At 62.5% G+C, this 15,738-nt stretch carries 16 protein-coding genes and 1 pseudogene; 2 read left to right on the forward strand and 15 right to left on the reverse strand.

Annotation, left to right across the window (positions count from 1 at the left end; genetic code table 11):
• Positions 1-5: 5 nt before the first annotated feature.
• The 15 genes from ACP5MM_RS07100 to ACP5MM_RS07170 form a co-directional block, all read right to left on the reverse strand.
• Positions 6-950, reverse strand: a complete 945-nt coding sequence (locus ACP5MM_RS07100) for a Gfo/Idh/MocA family protein (RefSeq protein WP_427932746.1) — start codon at positions 948-950, stop codon at positions 6-8.
• Positions 947-1,732: an acyl-ACP--UDP-N-acetylglucosamine O-acyltransferase gene (gene lpxA, locus ACP5MM_RS07105; RefSeq protein ID WP_427932744.1), complete on the reverse strand. Its 786-nt coding sequence runs from the start codon at positions 1,730-1,732 to the stop codon at positions 947-949. The genes ACP5MM_RS07100 and lpxA overlap by 4 nt, the downstream gene beginning before the upstream one ends.
• The gene (gene fabZ, locus ACP5MM_RS07110; RefSeq protein WP_427932742.1) at positions 1,729-2,175 is read right to left on the reverse strand and encodes a 3-hydroxyacyl-ACP dehydratase FabZ; all 447 of its coding nucleotides are present in this window, start codon (positions 2,173-2,175) and stop codon (positions 1,729-1,731) included. Before fabZ ends, lpxA begins: the two co-directional genes overlap by 4 nt.
• The gene (gene lpxD / locus ACP5MM_RS07115; protein ID WP_427932740.1) at positions 2,168-3,217 is read right to left on the reverse strand and encodes a UDP-3-O-(3-hydroxymyristoyl)glucosamine N-acyltransferase; all 1,050 of its coding nucleotides are present in this window, start codon (positions 3,215-3,217) and stop codon (positions 2,168-2,170) included. Before lpxD ends, fabZ begins: the two co-directional genes overlap by 8 nt.
• Positions 3,218-3,247: 30 nt before the next feature.
• On the reverse strand, positions 3,248-3,781 hold the full coding sequence (locus ACP5MM_RS07120; RefSeq protein WP_427932738.1) for an OmpH family outer membrane protein: 534 nt from the start codon (positions 3,779-3,781) through the stop codon (positions 3,248-3,250).
• A gap of 14 nt (positions 3,782-3,795) precedes the next feature.
• Positions 3,796-6,138, reverse strand: coding sequence for an outer membrane protein assembly factor BamA (gene bamA, locus ACP5MM_RS07125; RefSeq protein WP_427932737.1), 2,343 nt, complete (start codon positions 6,136-6,138; stop codon positions 3,796-3,798).
• Positions 6,135-7,493, reverse strand: a complete 1,359-nt coding sequence (gene rseP / locus ACP5MM_RS07130) for an RIP metalloprotease RseP (protein ID WP_427934324.1) — start codon at positions 7,491-7,493, stop codon at positions 6,135-6,137. The genes bamA and rseP overlap by 4 nt, the downstream gene beginning before the upstream one ends.
• A 6-nt stretch (positions 7,494-7,499) precedes the next feature.
• A complete protein-coding gene (ispC, locus tag ACP5MM_RS07135) occupies positions 7,500-8,687 on the reverse strand; it encodes a 1-deoxy-D-xylulose-5-phosphate reductoisomerase (RefSeq protein WP_427933254.1) in 1,188 nt (395 codons plus the stop codon).
• Positions 8,684-9,493 carry a phosphatidate cytidylyltransferase gene (locus ACP5MM_RS07140; RefSeq protein ID WP_427934325.1) on the reverse strand — a complete coding sequence of 270 codons (810 nt, stop codon included), beginning with the start codon at positions 9,491-9,493 and terminating at the stop codon, positions 8,684-8,686. The genes ispC and ACP5MM_RS07140 overlap by 4 nt, the downstream gene beginning before the upstream one ends.
• Positions 9,475-10,236 (reverse strand): isoprenyl transferase, encoded by a 762-nt coding sequence (locus ACP5MM_RS07145; protein WP_427933257.1) that lies wholly within the window; start codon positions 10,234-10,236, stop codon positions 9,475-9,477. The genes ACP5MM_RS07140 and ACP5MM_RS07145 overlap by 19 nt, the downstream gene beginning before the upstream one ends.
• 4 nt (positions 10,237-10,240) lie before the next feature.
• Entirely contained in the window at positions 10,241-10,801 is a 561-nt protein-coding gene (gene frr, locus ACP5MM_RS07150; RefSeq protein WP_427933258.1) for a ribosome recycling factor, read from the reverse strand.
• The gene (gene pyrH / locus ACP5MM_RS07155) at positions 10,798-11,526 is read right to left on the reverse strand and encodes a UMP kinase (RefSeq protein WP_427933259.1); all 729 of its coding nucleotides are present in this window, start codon (positions 11,524-11,526) and stop codon (positions 10,798-10,800) included. Before pyrH ends, frr begins: the two co-directional genes overlap by 4 nt.
• Positions 11,527-12,420: a translation elongation factor Ts gene (tsf, locus tag ACP5MM_RS07160; protein WP_427933261.1), complete on the reverse strand. Its 894-nt coding sequence runs from the start codon at positions 12,418-12,420 to the stop codon at positions 11,527-11,529.
• 28 nt (positions 12,421-12,448) lie between these two features.
• A complete protein-coding gene (gene rpsB / locus ACP5MM_RS07165; RefSeq protein ID WP_427933263.1) occupies positions 12,449-13,201 on the reverse strand; it encodes a 30S ribosomal protein S2 in 753 nt (250 codons plus the stop codon).
• Positions 13,202-13,370: 169 nt separating this feature from the next.
• Positions 13,371-13,958: a DedA family protein gene (locus ACP5MM_RS07170; protein ID WP_427934326.1), complete on the reverse strand. Its 588-nt coding sequence runs from the start codon at positions 13,956-13,958 to the stop codon at positions 13,371-13,373.
• 543 nt (positions 13,959-14,501) lie between these two features.
• Between ACP5MM_RS07170 and ACP5MM_RS07175 the strand changes: the two genes are divergently transcribed.
• Both ACP5MM_RS07175 and ACP5MM_RS07180 read left to right on the forward strand, forming a co-directional pair.
• On the forward strand, positions 14,502-15,359 hold the full coding sequence (locus ACP5MM_RS07175; RefSeq protein ID WP_427933266.1) for a response regulator transcription factor: 858 nt from the start codon (positions 14,502-14,504) through the stop codon (positions 15,357-15,359).
• 95 nt (positions 15,360-15,454) lie between these two features.
• Positions 15,455-15,738 (forward strand): annotated as a pseudogene (locus ACP5MM_RS07180) (phosphate ABC transporter substrate-binding protein PstS); the annotation flags it as partial.

Below are 15,738 nucleotides of genomic sequence, written 5' to 3' on the forward strand. Positions count from 1 at the left end.
TTTTTTTACTGCCCGACGAAGGCCTCCACGGCCTCGCGCACGGCCAAAGCCGCGGCCAGGACATCGCGTCCGGCGGGACCATCGCAAAACGCCGGCCTCTGTTCCCGGATGGCCGCGAGAAAATCCCCCACCTCCAGGGCCAGGGCATCTGCCTTTCCCAGTTCGACGGTTTCATCGCGCACCCCGGGAATCCCGGGGATATCCCCGCCACCGCGATGATAGATATGCAGGGTGTTGCCCAGGAAGTCCACCGAGGCATAACGGTCCTGCCAAAAAATCCGCATGCGCCGTACCGGCTCGCGCACCACCCGCGACGCGGCGAGATTGGCCACCGCGCCATTGGACATGGTCACCCAGGCGTTGGCCATGTCCACCTTGTCGGTAACCGCCGCCACGCCCACCGCCCGCACCTCCGCCACCGCCGCTCCCGTAAAAAGCAGGGTCAGGTCCAGGTCATGGATCATCAGGTCCATGATCACATCGATATCCAGGGAACGCGGCTTGAAGGGCGCCAGGCGTTCCGCCTCCAGATAACGCGGCGTCCCAAAGCCTTGGGCCAGGAGGTGGCGAATGGCAGGATGAACGCGCTTGATATGCCCCACGGCCAGGATCAACCCCCGGCGCGCAGCCTCGGCGATGAGCGCATCGGCCTCCTCGGGGACCATGGTGAAGGGTTTTTCCACCAGACAATGGACGCCCGCCGTTAGCGCCTGCCGGGCAACGGCGAAATGGCTGGACGTGGGCGTGGCGATGGACACCGCATCCACCTGGACGAGCAGCTCCTCCGGCGTGGCGAAGGCCCGGCAGCCCAGCTCCGCGGCCACTTCGGCAGCGCGCCGCGCATCTTGATCAAACACGCCCACCAGCCTTGATCCCGGCTGGGCAGCGTATTTCTGGGCGTGGAAACGTCCCAGATGGCCCACCCCCAATACCCCCGTGCGCAAGGTCATGGCCGCGTGATCCCGCGGTGGGTCGAGCGGATGAACTCCAGCAGATGGGTGACCTCCGGCGCATCCAGCCCCCGCCGCCGGACTTCGTCCATGGCGTCCTCCAGGCGTTGTCCGGAGCGAAAAAGGATGCGGTAGGCACGCTTGATCTGCAGGATGGTATCCCGGGAAATGCCGCGCCGCGCCAGACCGCGTACATTGATGCCATGCAGGCTGGCATGATTGCCTGCGGCCATCATGTAGGGCGGGACGTCCAGCGGTGCCATGGTGCCCCCCCCGAGGATGGCGTGGGCTCCCACCCGGGCAAACTGGTGGACCGCCGACAATCCGCCGAGAATCGCATGGTCGTCTACGCTCACATGCCCGGCCAGGGTTGCCGCATTGGCCATCACCACGTGATCGCCGATACGGCAGTCATGGGCGACATGACAATAGGCCATAAAAAGATTGTGACTGCCCACGCGGGTGATCCCGCCACCCTTGACGGTACCACGATTGATGGTGACAAATTCGCGCACGACATTGTGCTCGCCCATCAGCAGTTCCGTCGCTTCCCCGGCATAACCCAGGTCCTGTGGTGCGGTGCCGATGGACGCAAACTGAAAAATCTGGTTGCCCCTCCCGATCCGGCAAGGGCCTTCGATCACCGCATGGGGTCCCACCCGGCAGTCCGGGCCCAGTTCCACCCTGGCGCCAATGATGGCGAAGGCCCCCACCTCACAGCCCGGACCAAGCTGCGCTGCAGGGTCGATGAGCGCCAGCGGATGCACTGCCGGGGCCGTCATTGGGCATGCTCGCGCAAGGTGGCCATCAGCAGGGCTGACGCCACTTCGACGCCGGCCACCCGCGCCGTGGTTTCCATCTGCCACATACCCGCGCGCCGGCGGCTGACGGTGGCGGAAAGTTCCAGTTGATCCCCCGGGGTGACGGGTTTGCGAAAGCGTGCCTTGTCGATGCCGGCAAAGTATACCGCCGCGTTCTCGCCGTATTTGTCCTCCGAAACAAAGGCCAGAATGGCGGCGGCCTGGGCCAGGGCCTCGATGATCAATACCCCCGGCATCACCGGAAAGCCCGGAAAATGCCCCTGGAAGTGGGGTTCATTCATGGTGACGTTCTTGATGGCCCGCAAACTGACGCCGCGTTCGTACTCCGTCACCCGATCCACCAGCAAGAACGGATAACGATGGGGTAGGCGCTTCAGTATCTCCTGGATATTCAGTTCAGTCACTGTCCGTATGCTCCCTAGATGCCTCATTGCTTGGACCCGCGGCCTGCTCCAGTCGCTTCACCCGCCGGAAGAGGCCATCCAGATCGTCAATACGCGCCACGGTACGCCGCCAGCGCCGGTTCTCCTGGGCGGGCAGAACCGACGAGTAAACGCCCGCCTGGCGCACGTGATGGACCACCGAACTGCGCCCGGCGATGGCCGTGTGATCGGCAATATCGATATGCCCGTTGATGCCCACCTGCCCCCCCACACGACAATGCCGGCCGAGCCGGGCGCTACCAGCGATCCCCGTCTGCCCGGCAATGACGGTATGGGCGCCCACCACCACATTGTGACCGATCTGCACCAAATTATCGATTTTGACGCCGTCGCCGATATACGTATCTTCCAGGGCGCCGCGATCGATGCAGCTATTGGCGCCGATCTCCACGTCCGCACCGATGCGGACCCGGCCAATGTGCGGAATCTTCAGATAAACGCCATTTTCCTCCGCAAAACCAAAGCCATCGCCGCCGATGACGGCTCCTGCATGGATGACGCAGCGGGGACCGATCTCGCAGCGGGCGTAGACCTTCACCCCGGGATAGAGGTGCGTCCCGCGGCCGATATGCACCTGCTCACCAACAAAGACTCCCGCCTCCAGCCAGACGTCCGCCTCGATCATCGCGCCAGCGCCCACGACCACATAGGCATCGATGCAGGCGGCGGGGTCCAACTGCGCGTCACGGGCAATCTGGGCGCTATGATGAACCCCTCCCGGCGCCCGCGCCGCCGGATAAAAATGCTGCATGATGCGCGCGTAGGCGGCATAAGGGTTGGCGGTGCGCAGGGCCCGCCCGGAGAAATGCTGGGCATCCCCGGGACTGAGGATGACGGCCCCCGCCTTGCTCTCCGCCAGGAGATGACGCAGGCGCCCATCGCTCAGAAAGGCAATATCCCCCGGACCGGCACTCGCCAGTGGCGCCACGGCCGTAATGGCATAGCACGGGTCTCCCTGCACCTCGGCGCCTACCAGCGCCGCCAGATCCCCCAGCGTGGGCATAACACGCAACCCCCTTCTAGCAGGTAATAGTTATTTGGCAGCGCCCTTGCCATTGGGTTTGTCCGTCATGGCCGCGACCACTTGCGGCGTAATGTCTATGGCACCGTTGACATACAGCACTGATTTGTCGTTGAGAATAACGGTATAATGTCCGGCGCGGCCAATGTTGCTCACGACCTTGACCAACCGGTCCTGCAGGTTCTTCAGGATCTGGTTGCGCTGGTAATTGAGCCCATCCTGGGCTTGCCGTTGAAACTGCTGCAGGCTGATGATCATGCTCTGCAACTGCGCTTCCCGTTCCTGACGCTGCGCGTTGCTGAGCTTGGGAAAGTCCTTTTCCAGCTCTTTTTGAAAGGCATCGATCTGCTGCCGCTTGGCCTCGATCTCCTTTTGTTTGGCCTCAATCTGTTTATTGAGCGTCGCTGCCCCGGCCTGCGCCTCCGGCAATTCCCGCAAGGCCTGGTCCAGGTCCACAAAACCGATTTTCAGCGGATCGGCCCCGACCCCGGCAGCATGCAACAAGGCCAGTAACCCCAGGGCGCCGAAAAAGCTTTTTACCCGCATGCGTCAACGTTTCCTCAGAAATTGTTGCCGACGGTGAACTGCAAGGGCTGGGTCAGGTCACCCGGCTGTTTGTTCAGCGGCGCGGCGATGGACAGACGCAAGGGACCCAAGGGGCTGATCCACAGGAACCCGATGCCTGCCGTGGTCCGCATCTGCCCCAAAGACGGAAAATAGCTGTTGGAGTAGCTGCCTGCGCCATTATTGCCATTGGGATCAACACCATAGACCCAACCGCTGGCCACGAAGAGCGACATGCGGAAGTTCTTGTTGTCCGCCAGGCCCGGCAGCGGAAAATAGAGATTGGCGTCGACGAGCGCCTCCCGCGTGCCGCCCACCGGGTAGCCGGCAACCTGGGGCCCCAGTGCGTAGGTCTGATAGCCGGGCAAGGTCGTCGGTCCACCGAGATAGAAGTTGTTGAAGAACGGTACATTTTTGCCGCCGTAGCCGTTGATGAAACCGTAGCGCGCACCGATCTTGCCGCTCAGCCAGGAAGTGAAGGGGTGATAGTAATCGCCCCGGAGCTCGGCCTTGTACCAGCGCAAACTGGCCGGCGGTACCGATGCCTTGAGGGACAGGCTCCCGTAGACACCCTTGGTGGGGAAAATGGGCGAATTGCGGCTGTCATACACCAAGTCGTTGCCAATGGTGATGGCGTTGTTGGTCGGACCGAAGGTATTTACGTAATTGGTATAAATAAGCGGACTTAACGAGGTCAGATCAATGGTGGTGCTGCTGTACCCCAGGCTCATGTAATCATAGACATATTCCAGAACGGGAATGCCCAGGGTCGCCGTGCCGCCGTATTCGATCTCGCGATACGGCGCCACCGCCAGATTAGCCAGATTGGTATCGTTCCGATAGAGGTTGAAGCCCAGACTGATGCCGTCGGGCGTGAAATAGGGATCCGTAAAGGACAGGTTATACGAAGTGCCGAGGCCGCCGACATTAGCCGAGAAGGACAGGGCGTTTCCCGTCCCCATGAAGTTGTTCTGGCTGATGGAGCCGTTGAAGAGAATGCCCTGGGCATTGGAGTAACCGACGCCGATGCTGAAGCTCCCCGTTGGCCGCTCATGGACGCTCACGTCCAGATCGAGCTGGTCGGGATGGCCCGGTACGGGGACGGTCTTGGTGTCTATCTTGTCGTAAAAGCCCGTCTGCTGCAGACGTTCCTTGGACCGCCGTACCAGGGCGCCGTCATAGAGGGCGCCCTCCAGTTGCCGAAACTGGCGGCGAACCACGTAATCGCGGCTCTTGTCGTTGCCGGTGATTTCAATGCGGCGAATGTAGACCTGGCGGCCCGGATCCACCTGGAAGTCCATGGCCACTTCCCGGGTCTTTTCATCCACCTTGGGCACCGGCGTGACATTGGCAAAGGCATAACCCAGATCCCCCAGCTTGTCGGCGATGGCGCTGTTGGTATCCGTGATCTTGCTGCGCGAGAAGAGATCGCCGGCCTTGACCTCGACCAGCTTCTCCAGTTCCGCCTTGGGCACAATCAGATTTCCGGTGAGTTGCACCGACTGGATGTGGTAAACGGGCCCTTCGTGGATGTTGACTGTAATGAACACATAGCGCCGGTCCGGGGTAACCTGGACCTGAGAAGACTCGACATCGAAATCCAGGTAGCCGCGGTCCATATAGAAGCTGCGCAGCTTCTCCAGGCCATCCATGAGTTTTTCCCGGGAATAGCGGTCGTTTTTGGTGTAAAAGGACAAGGCCGTGGGTGCCCCGAGGCTGAACAGGCCGCGCAATTTGCTCTCGGAAAAAGCCTTGTTGCCCACAATGTTGAGCTGCTTGATGGTGGCCTGCTCGCCTTCCTTGACGTCGATGCGAATCGCCACGCGGTTGCGCGGCAAGGTTTCGACATGGGTATGGATCTTGGCCGCATAATACCCCATGCCATTGTACTGTTCCTGCAGGCCTTGCACCACCTGATCCAGCACCGCCCGGTTGAAGATGCGCCGGTCCACCAGGCCCAGGCCCTTGAGGGTGCTGTTGACCTCGTCCTTGGAGAAGGCCTTGACCCCTTCCAGCTTGATGCTGGAGATGATGGGCCGCTCCTGGACGATGACCAGCAGGGTATCGCCCGAGCGGGCAATGGACACATCCTTGAAAAAGCCCGTGGCGTAGAGGCCCTTGATGGCCTCCTGCGCCTTCTGGTCATCAATCTCTTCACCGATGTGAATCGGTAGGTAATTGTACACCGTGCCTGGGGCGATGTGCTCCAGGCCGCGGATTTCAATGTTTTTGACCGTAAAGGGCGCAAAGGCCCATGCCGGAGTGGCCCATGTGCCCAGCGCCACAACGGCGCTGGCAACGAGGATGGAAGGTGCCGAGATGAGGCTGATTTTTTTCACGGTGTCAACAGTCTCATAATATCATTGTAGAAAGCGAGGGACATGAGCATCATGAGCAAGACTATACCGATCTGCTGGGATTTTTGCATCACCGACGTGGACAAGGGAACGCCGCGGATCATCTCCAGGGTATAGAAAAACAGATGCCCGCCGTCCAGGATGGGAATGGGCAGCAGATTCAAAATCCCGAGGCTGATGCTGACCAGCCCCAGGAAAGCGAGAAAGGGGGCCAGGCCCGCCTGGGCGGATTGGCCGGCAAATTCGGCAATGGTGATGGGACCACTGATATTGTCGGGGGAAATGAAGCCCTGCACCATGCGCAGCATCATCTCCACGGTCATCACCGACATCCGCCACGTCCGCTCCGTCCCGTAGAGCAGGCCGCTGAAAAAGCCCCGGTGCTCGATGACGATCAGATCCTTGGGCACCGGCGCCAACGCGATACCGATACGGCCAACGGTCTTGCCTTGGGCATTGCGCACGCCCTCCGGGATGACGGTCAGCGCTCGTGTCTGCCCGGAAACCGTTGCCACCTGGAGCAGCAAGACCTGACCGGGGTGGGCTTCCACCAGGCGCAGAAAAGCTTCCCAGGTGCCGATCCGCTGCCCGTTGGCGGCCAGAATCCGGTCGCCCACCTGCAAACCCGCTCGTTGGGCCGGACTGCCGGGCTGAACTGCCCCCACCCTAACCGGCAGATAGGGTTCGATGCCGACCCCATGGCTGAGGAACGCCGGGCCGATGGCGTCGGCGGGGAGCTTCCCGAAAGGCAGCCAATGACTTTGCCGGACGCCGGCCGCGCTGATGATGTCGATGCGGGTAGCGGAGCGTCCCATGGCCGCGCCAATGAGATCGAGACGCAGGTCTTCCCAACTATGAACACGCTGGCCGGCCACCGCCGCCACCCGCTCGCCCGGTACCAGTCCCGCCTGCGCAGCCAGGGAATCCGGACGCACGTCGCCGATGATGGGCGCGAGGCCGGGTATGCCCAGCCACGCTACGCCGGCATAAGCCACCACTGCAAAAAGGAGGTTGGCTGCGGGTCCGGCCAGAGCGATGAGAAAACGCTTGCCGGGAGGAAGGGCGTCGAAGGCACGCGGGCGATCTTCCGCCGCCATGGCTTCGCCCCCCTCTTCCCCCAGCATCTTGACATAGCCTCCCAGCGGTAGGGCGGCAATGACGTATTCCGTCTGATCCTTGCCAAAACGGCGGGTGATGAGGGCGGGTCCAAAACCGATGCTGAAGCGGAGCACCTTCACTCCCATCCACTTGGCCATCCCGAAGTGCCCGGATTCGTGGACCAGGACGAGGATGCCGATGGCCACCACAAAGGCCAGCACGGTGCCCAGGATCTGCATGGAGAGTCAGGAGGCGCGCACTTGCGGCGCCGCCTTGCCGGAGGCCAGCCACGCCCGGGCAAGCTCCCGCGCCTCGTGATCCGTGCTCAGCACCGCGTCGATGCTATCGGGTGCTGCGGGGCTCAACTCCGCAAGCACATCGTCCACCAGCGGCGCAATGTCCGCAAAGCGCAGCGATCCATCGAGGAAGGCCTGCACGGCAATCTCGTTGGCGGCATTGAGCACCGTCGGCGCCCCGCCTCCGGCCCGCAGGGCCGCGAAAGCCAGACCCAGGCAGGGAAAACGCTGGGCATCGGGGTGCTCGAATTGAAGCGCGGCGCTGCGCGCCAGATCCAGGGAGGCAACGCCGCTGGTCATGCGCTCGGGCCAGGCCAGGGCATGGGCAATGGGGGTGCGCATATCGGGGTTGCCCAACTGCGCCAGCACCGATCCGTCCACATACTCGACCATGGAGTGGATGATGCTTTGGGGATGGATCAGGACTTCGATTTGCTCCGCCGGCAAGCCGAAAAGCCAGTGCGCCTCGATCACTTCCAGTCCCTTGTTCATCATGGTCGCCGAATCGACGGAAATCTTCCGGCCCATCACCCAGTTGGGGTGGGCGCAGGCCTGATCGGGGGTGACCGTCGCCAGTTGCTCCGCGGGCCAGGTCCGAAAAGGCCCGCCGGAAGCGGTCAGCAGGATGCGGCGTACCCCTCGACCATCGGCAAAACACTGGAAAACGGCGTTATGTTCGCTATCGATGGGCAGCAGGGTCACGTTGTGACGGCGTACCGCGTCCATGAACAGGCCGCCGGCCATGACCAGGCATTCCTTGTTGGCCAGGTAGACCCGCTTGCCGGCCTCGACGGCCGCCAGCGTGGGCAATAGCCCGGCGGCGCCAACGATGGCGGCCATGACCTCGTCCACCTGAGGCAGGCGCGCGGCTTCGGCCAACGCCGCCGCACCCGCCTCCACCTGGATTTCGCCCATGCCTTCCTGCCTCAGCAGCCGGGCCAGGCGCTCCGCGGACTCGGGCTCGGCCATCACCACGCGCTGGGGATGATGGCTACGGCAGAGTTCCAGCATTTCTTCCACGCGCTGGTTGCCGGTGAGGGCAACAACCGCAAACTCATCCGGGTGCCGTCCCAGGACGTCGAGGGTGCTTTTGCCAATGGAGCCCGTTGCCCCAAGAATACAGACGCCACGTGTCATTTCATCCAACCCAGAAAGTAGAGTCCACCGACGAAAGCGGGAATGCCCGCACTCAGGCTGTCCAGACGATCCAGCAAGCCACCATGACCGGGGAGCAAATGGCCGCTATCCTTGACCCCGGCGCGCCGCTTCATGAAACTCTCCCCGAGATCCCCCGCCACGCCGAACAAACCTGCCAAAAGGCCGAGGGAGGCGCCGCCGGCAAGCCTCGCCAAGCCGCCGCCGGGCACCATAAATGTGCCCAGTGTGCCCATAACGGCGCTGCCAAGCAAGCCACCCGCCAGGCCCTCCCAGGTTTTTCCCGGACTGATGCGCGGCGCCAGGCGATGCCGGCCATAGCCTTTGCCGATGAGGTAGGCGCCGACATCGCCGGCGCTAACGATCATGATGATCCACAGGAGAAAGGCGGGATGCCGGGCCTGCAGCAGCAGCGCCAGACAGAGGGCCGGCAGCAGGCTGGGGATGCCCGCCAGGGTGAGCCCGGCGCGCTGCCGGAAGGCGGGGGCGGGATTGGGAGCAATGGGCATGACCGGCAGGGCCAGGGCAAAGGCGAGCCACCACAAGATGCCCAGCGCAGCCCAGAAAGGGGGAGGCAGGGGCAAGGAATAGGCGCCGACGGCCACCAACACGAAGAGCAGCACGGCCGGATAAGACTGATGCCAGCCGGCCAAGCGACTCCATTCCGCCCCGGCGAGGATGAGCAGGAGCAGGAGAAAGATCGCGAAAACGGTGCCGGACGCTGCAAAAATCAGCGCCGCAACCGCCAGAAAAAGGATCAGCCCGGTGATTATTCGTTGGCCGAGCAAGCGTCTTCCGCCACTTGATCACCGGTTCGCCCAAAGCGCCTTTGCCGCTGGGCAAAGGAATGCAACGCCCGTTCCAATGCCGGCCGGTTGAAATCGGGCCACAAGGTGTCGGTGAAATAGAGCTCGGTATAGGCCAACTGCCAGATGAGAAAATTGCTGATGCGTTCCTCGCCGCCGGTGCGGATGAGCAGGTCGGGCTCGGGGATGTCCGCCAGGGCCAGATAGGGCGCGAGGGTCCCCTCGTCAATATCCTCGACCCGCACTTGTCCCGCCTGCACCGCCGCGGCGACGCGCCGCGTGGCCTGGGCGATGTCCCAGCGGCCGCCATAGTTGACGGCGAGGGTCAAGGTCAGCGCGGTATTGCCCCGGGTCAGGGCCTCGGCTTCGTCGATGAGGCGGCGGATATCCGCCTCCAGCCTGCCGCGCTCGCCAATGACGCGCAACCGCACGCCGTTGTCGTGGAGCTTGCGAATCTCCCTGCGCAACAGGAGCCGGAACAGGCTCATCAGGAGGCGGACTTCCAGGGAGGGGCGCCGCCAGTTCTCGGTGCTGAAGGCAAAGAGGGTGAGGTGGGGTATCCCCAGTTCGGCACAGGACTGCACCATTTCCCTCACCACTTCGGCGCCCCGCCGGTGACCGGCGACGCGCGGCAGATGGCGGCGGTACGCCCAGCGGCCATTGCCATCCATGATGACGGCCACATGCTGGGGGAGCGGTGCTGATCCTTCCACGGCGGGGCCCATGGCTTCAGACCTCCATGAGGTCCGCTTCCTTGGCCTCCACCACGGCATCGACTTCATCGATATAGCGATCGGTGAGGCGCTGAACCTCTTCCTCGGCGCGCCGCTCCTCGTCTTCGGAAATGCTCTTTTGCTTCTGCAACTCCTTCACCTGGGTAATGCTGTCGCGGCGAATGTTGCGGATGGCCACGCGGGCGCCCTCGCCTTCCTGACGCACGACTTTCACCATCTCCTTGCGGCGCTCTTCCGACAAGGGCGGCAGGGGAATGCGCACGCCATCGGAGCCGGCCACCGGGTTCAGACCCAGACCGGCATCACGAATGGCCTTGTCGATCTTGGGGATCATGTTCTTTTCCCAAGGCGTGACCAGCAGGGCCCGCGCATCGGCAACCGAGACGCTCGCCACCTGCGCCAGGGGCGTTGGGGTATTGTAGTAATCCACCATGACGTGATCGAGCAGGCCGGTACTGGCACGCCCGGTGCGCAGCCGCGTGAGCTCCCCCTTGAGGGACTCGATGCTTTTCTTCATCCGCGTTTCGGCTTCTTTTTTTACTGCCTGAATGCTCATGAGCTGATCTCTTTGCGCACCGAAGTGCCCTCTTCTTCGCCCAGGACCACCCGCATGAGGGCACCCGGCTTGTTGATGGAGAATACGATGATGGGCATGTCGTTATCGCGGCACAGAGTGATGGCGGTGGCGTCCATCACCTGCAGCCCCTGCTCCAGAACCTGCTGGTAGGAAAGCTCCCGATAGCGCATGGCCTCCGGATGCGTCACCGGATCATCCGTGTAGACGCCGTCCACCTTGGTGCCCTTGAGTACGATCTGGGCGTTGATTTCCATGGCGCGGAGGCTGGCGGCGGTATCCGTGGTAAAAAACGGATTGCCGGTGCCCGCCCCGAAAATCACCACGCGGCCGCGCTCCAGATGGCGGATGGCGCGGCGACGAATGTAGGGCTCCGCCACCTGCTCGATATGCAGGGCCGACAGCACCCGGGTGGGCAGACCCAGGTGCTCCAGGGCGTCCTGCAGGGCCAAGGCGTTCATCACCGTGGCCAGCATGCCCATGTAGTCCGCCGTGGCCCGGTCCATGCCCTCCGCGGCCTTGGCCATGCCCCGGAAGATGTTGCCGCCGCCGATGACCACCGACACCTGCACGCCGGCGTCGTTGACCTCCTTGACCTCGCAGGCGATGCGATGAACGACGTCGCGATCCACACCATACGTCCCCTCACCCATGAGGGCTTCTCCGCTGAGCTTGAGAAGGATGCGCGTATAGCCGGGTGCCGTCATTTACGCCCCCCGGACTTGGGCCATGACCTCGGTAGCGAAGTCGGCGGCAGGCGCCTTCTCGATGCCTTCTCCCACTTCAAAACGTACGAACTCTGCGACATCAACCCCGGGGAAGTCCTGGATGAGCTGGCCGATGCTGCGGTCGGGATCCTTGACGAAGGGCTGTCCCAGCAGCGCAATCTCGTTGAGCAGTTTATTGAGCCGTCCGGAGATCATTTTCTCGATGATCTCTACGGGCTTGCCGCTGTTCGCGGCCTGCGCCATGAGGATTTCCTTTTCCTTGGCCAAGCGCTCGGGAGAAACGTCCGCGGGCCTGACGACTTCCGGACGGGCCGCCGCCACATGCATGGCCACGTCCCGGCCCAGCTCCGGCGTGGCCGCGGCTCCCGTGAGGGCGACGAGGACGCCGATCCGTCCGCCATGCACATAGGCGCCTACCACGCCCTCGCTCACCTGCAGATGGCGCAAGCGGCGCAGGCCGATATTCTCCCCCAGTTTGCTGACCAGGACCTTGCGCCGTTCCTCCATGCTCCCTTCGGCGGCGGGGCTTGCCAACAGGGTTTCCAGGTCGTGAACTCCCTGTTCGGCGGCGAGCCGCGCGCAATCGTGGGCCAGCCGCACGAAGTCTTCGTTCTTCGCGACGAAATCGGTTTCGCAGTTGATCTCCAGCAGCACGGCCCGCTTCTGGTCCGGGCTGGCGGCGCTGACCACCAGGCCCTCTGCGGCAATGCGCCCCGCCTTCTTGTCCGCCTTGGCCAGCCCCCTCTTCCGCAGAAGGTCGATGGCCGCTTCCATATCTCCATTGGACTCGGTGAGCACCGTTTTGCACTCCATCATGCCGGCGCCGGTACGCTCCCGCAGTTCTTTTACTTGCTGTGCGCTAATAGTAGCCATTACTGCTCCTTATTGCCTTCGGGAATGCTTAGTCGGCATCGATCTCGATGACTTCCTCGTCAACTTCGACGAACTCGCCCAGCAGCGCGTTCTCGCCGCCCTGGCGACCATCGAGGACGGCATCGGCCACCAGCGAAGCATAGAGCCGGATGGCCCGCGTCGCGTCGTCATTCCCGGGAATGACATAGTCGATGAGCATGGGATCGCAGTTGCTGTCCACCACCCCGATGACCGGGATGCCCAGTTTCTTGGCCTCTGCCACGGCAATTTTTTCATGGCCTACGTCGATGACGAAAATGGCGTCGGGCAGACCGTTCATCTCCTTGATGCCGCCCAGGCTCCGTTCCAGCTTGTCGCGCTCGCGGCCGAGGGTGAGGGCTTCTTTTTTGGTGAGTTTTTCCAGGGTGCCGTCCGTGGACATCTGTTCCAGCTCTTCGAGACGACGGATGGATTGGCGGATGGTCTTGAAGTTGGTCAGGGTGCCGCCCAGCCAGCGCTGATTGACGAAATAGCCGCCACAGCGGCGGGCTTCCTGCTCCACCGCTTCGCGCGCCTGGCGTTTGGTGCCCACAAAGAGCACGCGGCCATGGCGGCGCGAGAGCTGCTCCACAAAATTGAGGGCTTCCCGGAACATGGGGAGGGTATGTTCGAGATTGATGATATGAATGCGGTTGCGTTCGCCAAAGAGGTAGGGCGCCATTTTGGGGTGCCAGTAACGCGACTGGTGGCCGAAATGAACGCCAGCCTCCAGCAAGGAACGCATGGTAACATCGTGACTCATGATTTGGATTCTCCGTGTTGGGTTGTCGACCGCCACTTGTCCCATGCGAGCCATCCTTGCGGACACCCGGCCCCATGTGCCGACAAGTGTGTGGATTTGAGCGTTAAAGCCCAGCGGTTTATAGCAAAAAACGGCGCCCCTGGCAATGACTGCAAAAGGCGGCCGGTTACTACTGCCCCTTGTGGGCTTTGCGCCACCACAGGACAAGGATGGCCAGCGCGACGACGGCCAGAAGCAGCATTTGCGCCGCTTGGACGTGGTGCAGCAGGGGCCGCAGGGAAGCGCCCAGGAGGTAGCCGATGCTGGCAATGGCGGCAGCCCAGACACCCGCCGCCGCCGGGTTCATCCACAGATAGCGGCGTGGCGGGTAGCGGTGCACCCCCAGGAGGATGGGCGTGATGGTGCGGGTACCGTAGACAAAGCGGAATAGCAGGGTGACCCAGTCGCCGAAGCGGCGGATCAGGCCTTCGGCCTGGTTCACATGGCGGCGGAGAAAGCGCGGCAGGTAAAGCACCAGCCGTTCTCCGTAGTGGTAGCCCACCTGGTAGAGGACCTGATCGTTGATGGTGCTCCCCAGCCAGGAAACCAGGATCACCGTCGGCAGGTCGAGGACGCCGGCGTGGGCCAGCGCACCGGCAATGATGACAATGGCTTCCCCCTCCAGCAAGGTGCCAATAAACAGGATCAGATAGCCATAGCTCTTGAGGAAGGCGATGATGAGATCCAGGGTAATGGGTTGGAGGTGCAGCCATGTCAAAACTTCATTGAGCGCTCCGATGACGGCATCCTCCAGAATCCTTGGCCCAGGCCGTTCCTGTCCCCACCGGCCTTTTGCACTCTAAACTACGCATTTGGCGGTAACAAGATGGGTACGCCCATGATAGCCGAGGAAACTCGGCATACGGCGCTGATCTGGGGGGGGCGTCCTTTTCCGGCGAAGCGCCGCGAGGCTTGCCGCTTCGCCGCACTCCCCGGCAGCATTATAATACAATAAGATCGTGTTATATCGTATTGTCATAAAAATGTCATAAAATGTTCATAAAAACGTCACACTGCTTTGCTAAGATGCATCTGCGAGCAGTTTCTGAGGTTGCCGGGGGCTACCCCCGGCAGCCGCCATGTTTCAGAATAATGCCATATCAATCAATACGGTTCATCTCTTGAGAGGGTGCATGAAGCCACTACAGCAGTCGGCGCCGCAACAAGGCGGCATCTTGGCGATCGGCCGGGCATCCGTTGCAGATCCTATCCGGGATCTGCGCGCATCGGCCTGAGCCAGCGCGTCGGGGCCCCAACACGGATGCTATACGTCCTCCTCGGCGGTGTTCTCGCCCACGCCGCGCATTGGTCCGAAGCGATGCTGCTCGCCTCGGCGACGGCGGAACCCTGGCGCAAGGGCGTCCTGAACCCGATGGAGCGCCCTCGGGTGCTGATGATATCGCCGGAGCGGAGCGATACGGTCCTGGCCGATGGGTTGCTTCGGCATCTGGGAGCGGCCGTGCGGATGGAAAGCTGCGGCGCGGAGGCGGAGCATCTGCTGCGGGTATGGCGGCCGCAGGTCCTGGTCCTATCCCTCGACTCCAGCGCACGGATCGCCTGGCTGGCCGGGTTGCGCCAGCGCGCCGAGAATGCGGCAATCCCCATGCTTGCTCTGGGGAATGGCGGCAACGAAGAGGAGGCCCGTGCCGCCCTGGACGCCGGCGCCGATGCTTATCTGGCCCGGCCGGTCGGTATTACGCTGCTGGTGGCGCAGGTGCAGTCGCTGCTTCATCGCGCCGAGCCTTGGGAGCACCGGGTGGTTGGGCATAAGGCCACCCTTTGCGTGGATCCCATCGCCCGCCGGGTATGGGTCAATGGGCAAGAGATCTCCCTCACCCGCCGCCTCTTCCGCATCCTGCACTATCTGGCGCTGCATCCCGATCACACCTTTTCCAGCGCGGACATGTCCACCCTGCTCAGCGGCGGCAAGGGCCTGCTCCAGCCCAATTCCATCACGGCCCAGGTACACCGGCTGCGAATGGCGCTGGCAACGGCGTCAGCCGCGCACTGGATTGAAACCGTGCATGGTTTCGGTTACCGGCTGACTTTGCCGAAGACCCATCGGGGAAAGGAAACGACCAGCATTTCCGGTACCGCCCATGAAGATGTATCCGCATGAAATTAAGTAAGAAAACTCCTTACCGATTGATCAGTTGCGCGTGTTTACCGAACCGTTGTCTCACCAAGCGTTGTACCCACTACCCTGGAGGTTTTATGCTGTTTCGCATGAAGAAAAACTTATCCCGCAATATCAATGGCATCGCCCTGCTTTCCGCCCTGGGCCTGTCCGCCTTCGCCGCCATGCCCGCTTCTGCGGCGCCCATCTCCCTGCTGGAGACGGGATCCACCCTGCTCTATCCGCTCTTCAACCTGTGGGTGCCGGTCTATACCAAGATGAATCCCAGTGTGCAGATCACCACTCAAGGCACGGGTAGCGGTACCGGCATTGCCGAGGCCATTTCCGGCGTGGCGCAGATCGGTGCTTCCGATGCCTACAT

The organism is Acidithiobacillus sp., from assembly GCF_049965315.1.
In the GTDB taxonomy this organism is placed as follows: domain Bacteria; phylum Pseudomonadota; class Gammaproteobacteria; order Acidithiobacillales; family Acidithiobacillaceae; genus Acidithiobacillus_B.

Excerpts from the sequence above, each read along its gene's own strand:
- ACP5MM_RS07100 (WP_427932746.1), bottom strand. The coding sequence starts at position 950 with ATGACCTTGCGCACGGGGGTATTGGGGGTGGGCCATCTGGGACGTTTC.
- lpxA (WP_427932744.1), bottom strand. The coding sequence starts at position 1,732 with ATGACGGCCCCGGCAGTGCATCCGCTGGCGCTCATCGACCCTGCAGCG.
- lpxD (WP_427932740.1), bottom strand. The coding sequence starts at position 3,217 with ATGCCCACGCTGGGGGATCTGGCGGCGCTGGTAGGCGCCGAGGTGCAG.
- ACP5MM_RS07120 (WP_427932738.1), bottom strand. The coding sequence starts at position 3,781 with ATGCGGGTAAAAAGCTTTTTCGGCGCCCTGGGGTTACTGGCCTTGTTG.
- rseP (WP_427934324.1), bottom strand. The coding sequence starts at position 7,493 with ATGCAGATCCTGGGCACCGTGCTGGCCTTTGTGGTGGCCATCGGCATC.
- ispC (WP_427933254.1), bottom strand. The coding sequence starts at position 8,687 with ATGACACGTGGCGTCTGTATTCTTGGGGCAACGGGCTCCATTGGCAAA.
- ACP5MM_RS07145 (WP_427933257.1), bottom strand. The coding sequence starts at position 10,236 with ATGGGCCCCGCCGTGGAAGGATCAGCACCGCTCCCCCAGCATGTGGCC.
- frr (WP_427933258.1), bottom strand. The coding sequence starts at position 10,801 with ATGAGCATTCAGGCAGTAAAAAAAGAAGCCGAAACGCGGATGAAGAAA.
- pyrH (WP_427933259.1), bottom strand. The coding sequence starts at position 11,526 with ATGACGGCACCCGGCTATACGCGCATCCTTCTCAAGCTCAGCGGAGAA.
- tsf (WP_427933261.1), bottom strand. The coding sequence starts at position 12,420 with ATGGCTACTATTAGCGCACAGCAAGTAAAAGAACTGCGGGAGCGTACC.
- rpsB (WP_427933263.1), bottom strand. The coding sequence starts at position 13,201 with ATGAGTCACGATGTTACCATGCGTTCCTTGCTGGAGGCTGGCGTTCAT.
- ACP5MM_RS07175 (WP_427933266.1), top strand. The coding sequence starts at position 14,502 with ATGCTATACGTCCTCCTCGGCGGTGTTCTCGCCCACGCCGCGCATTGG.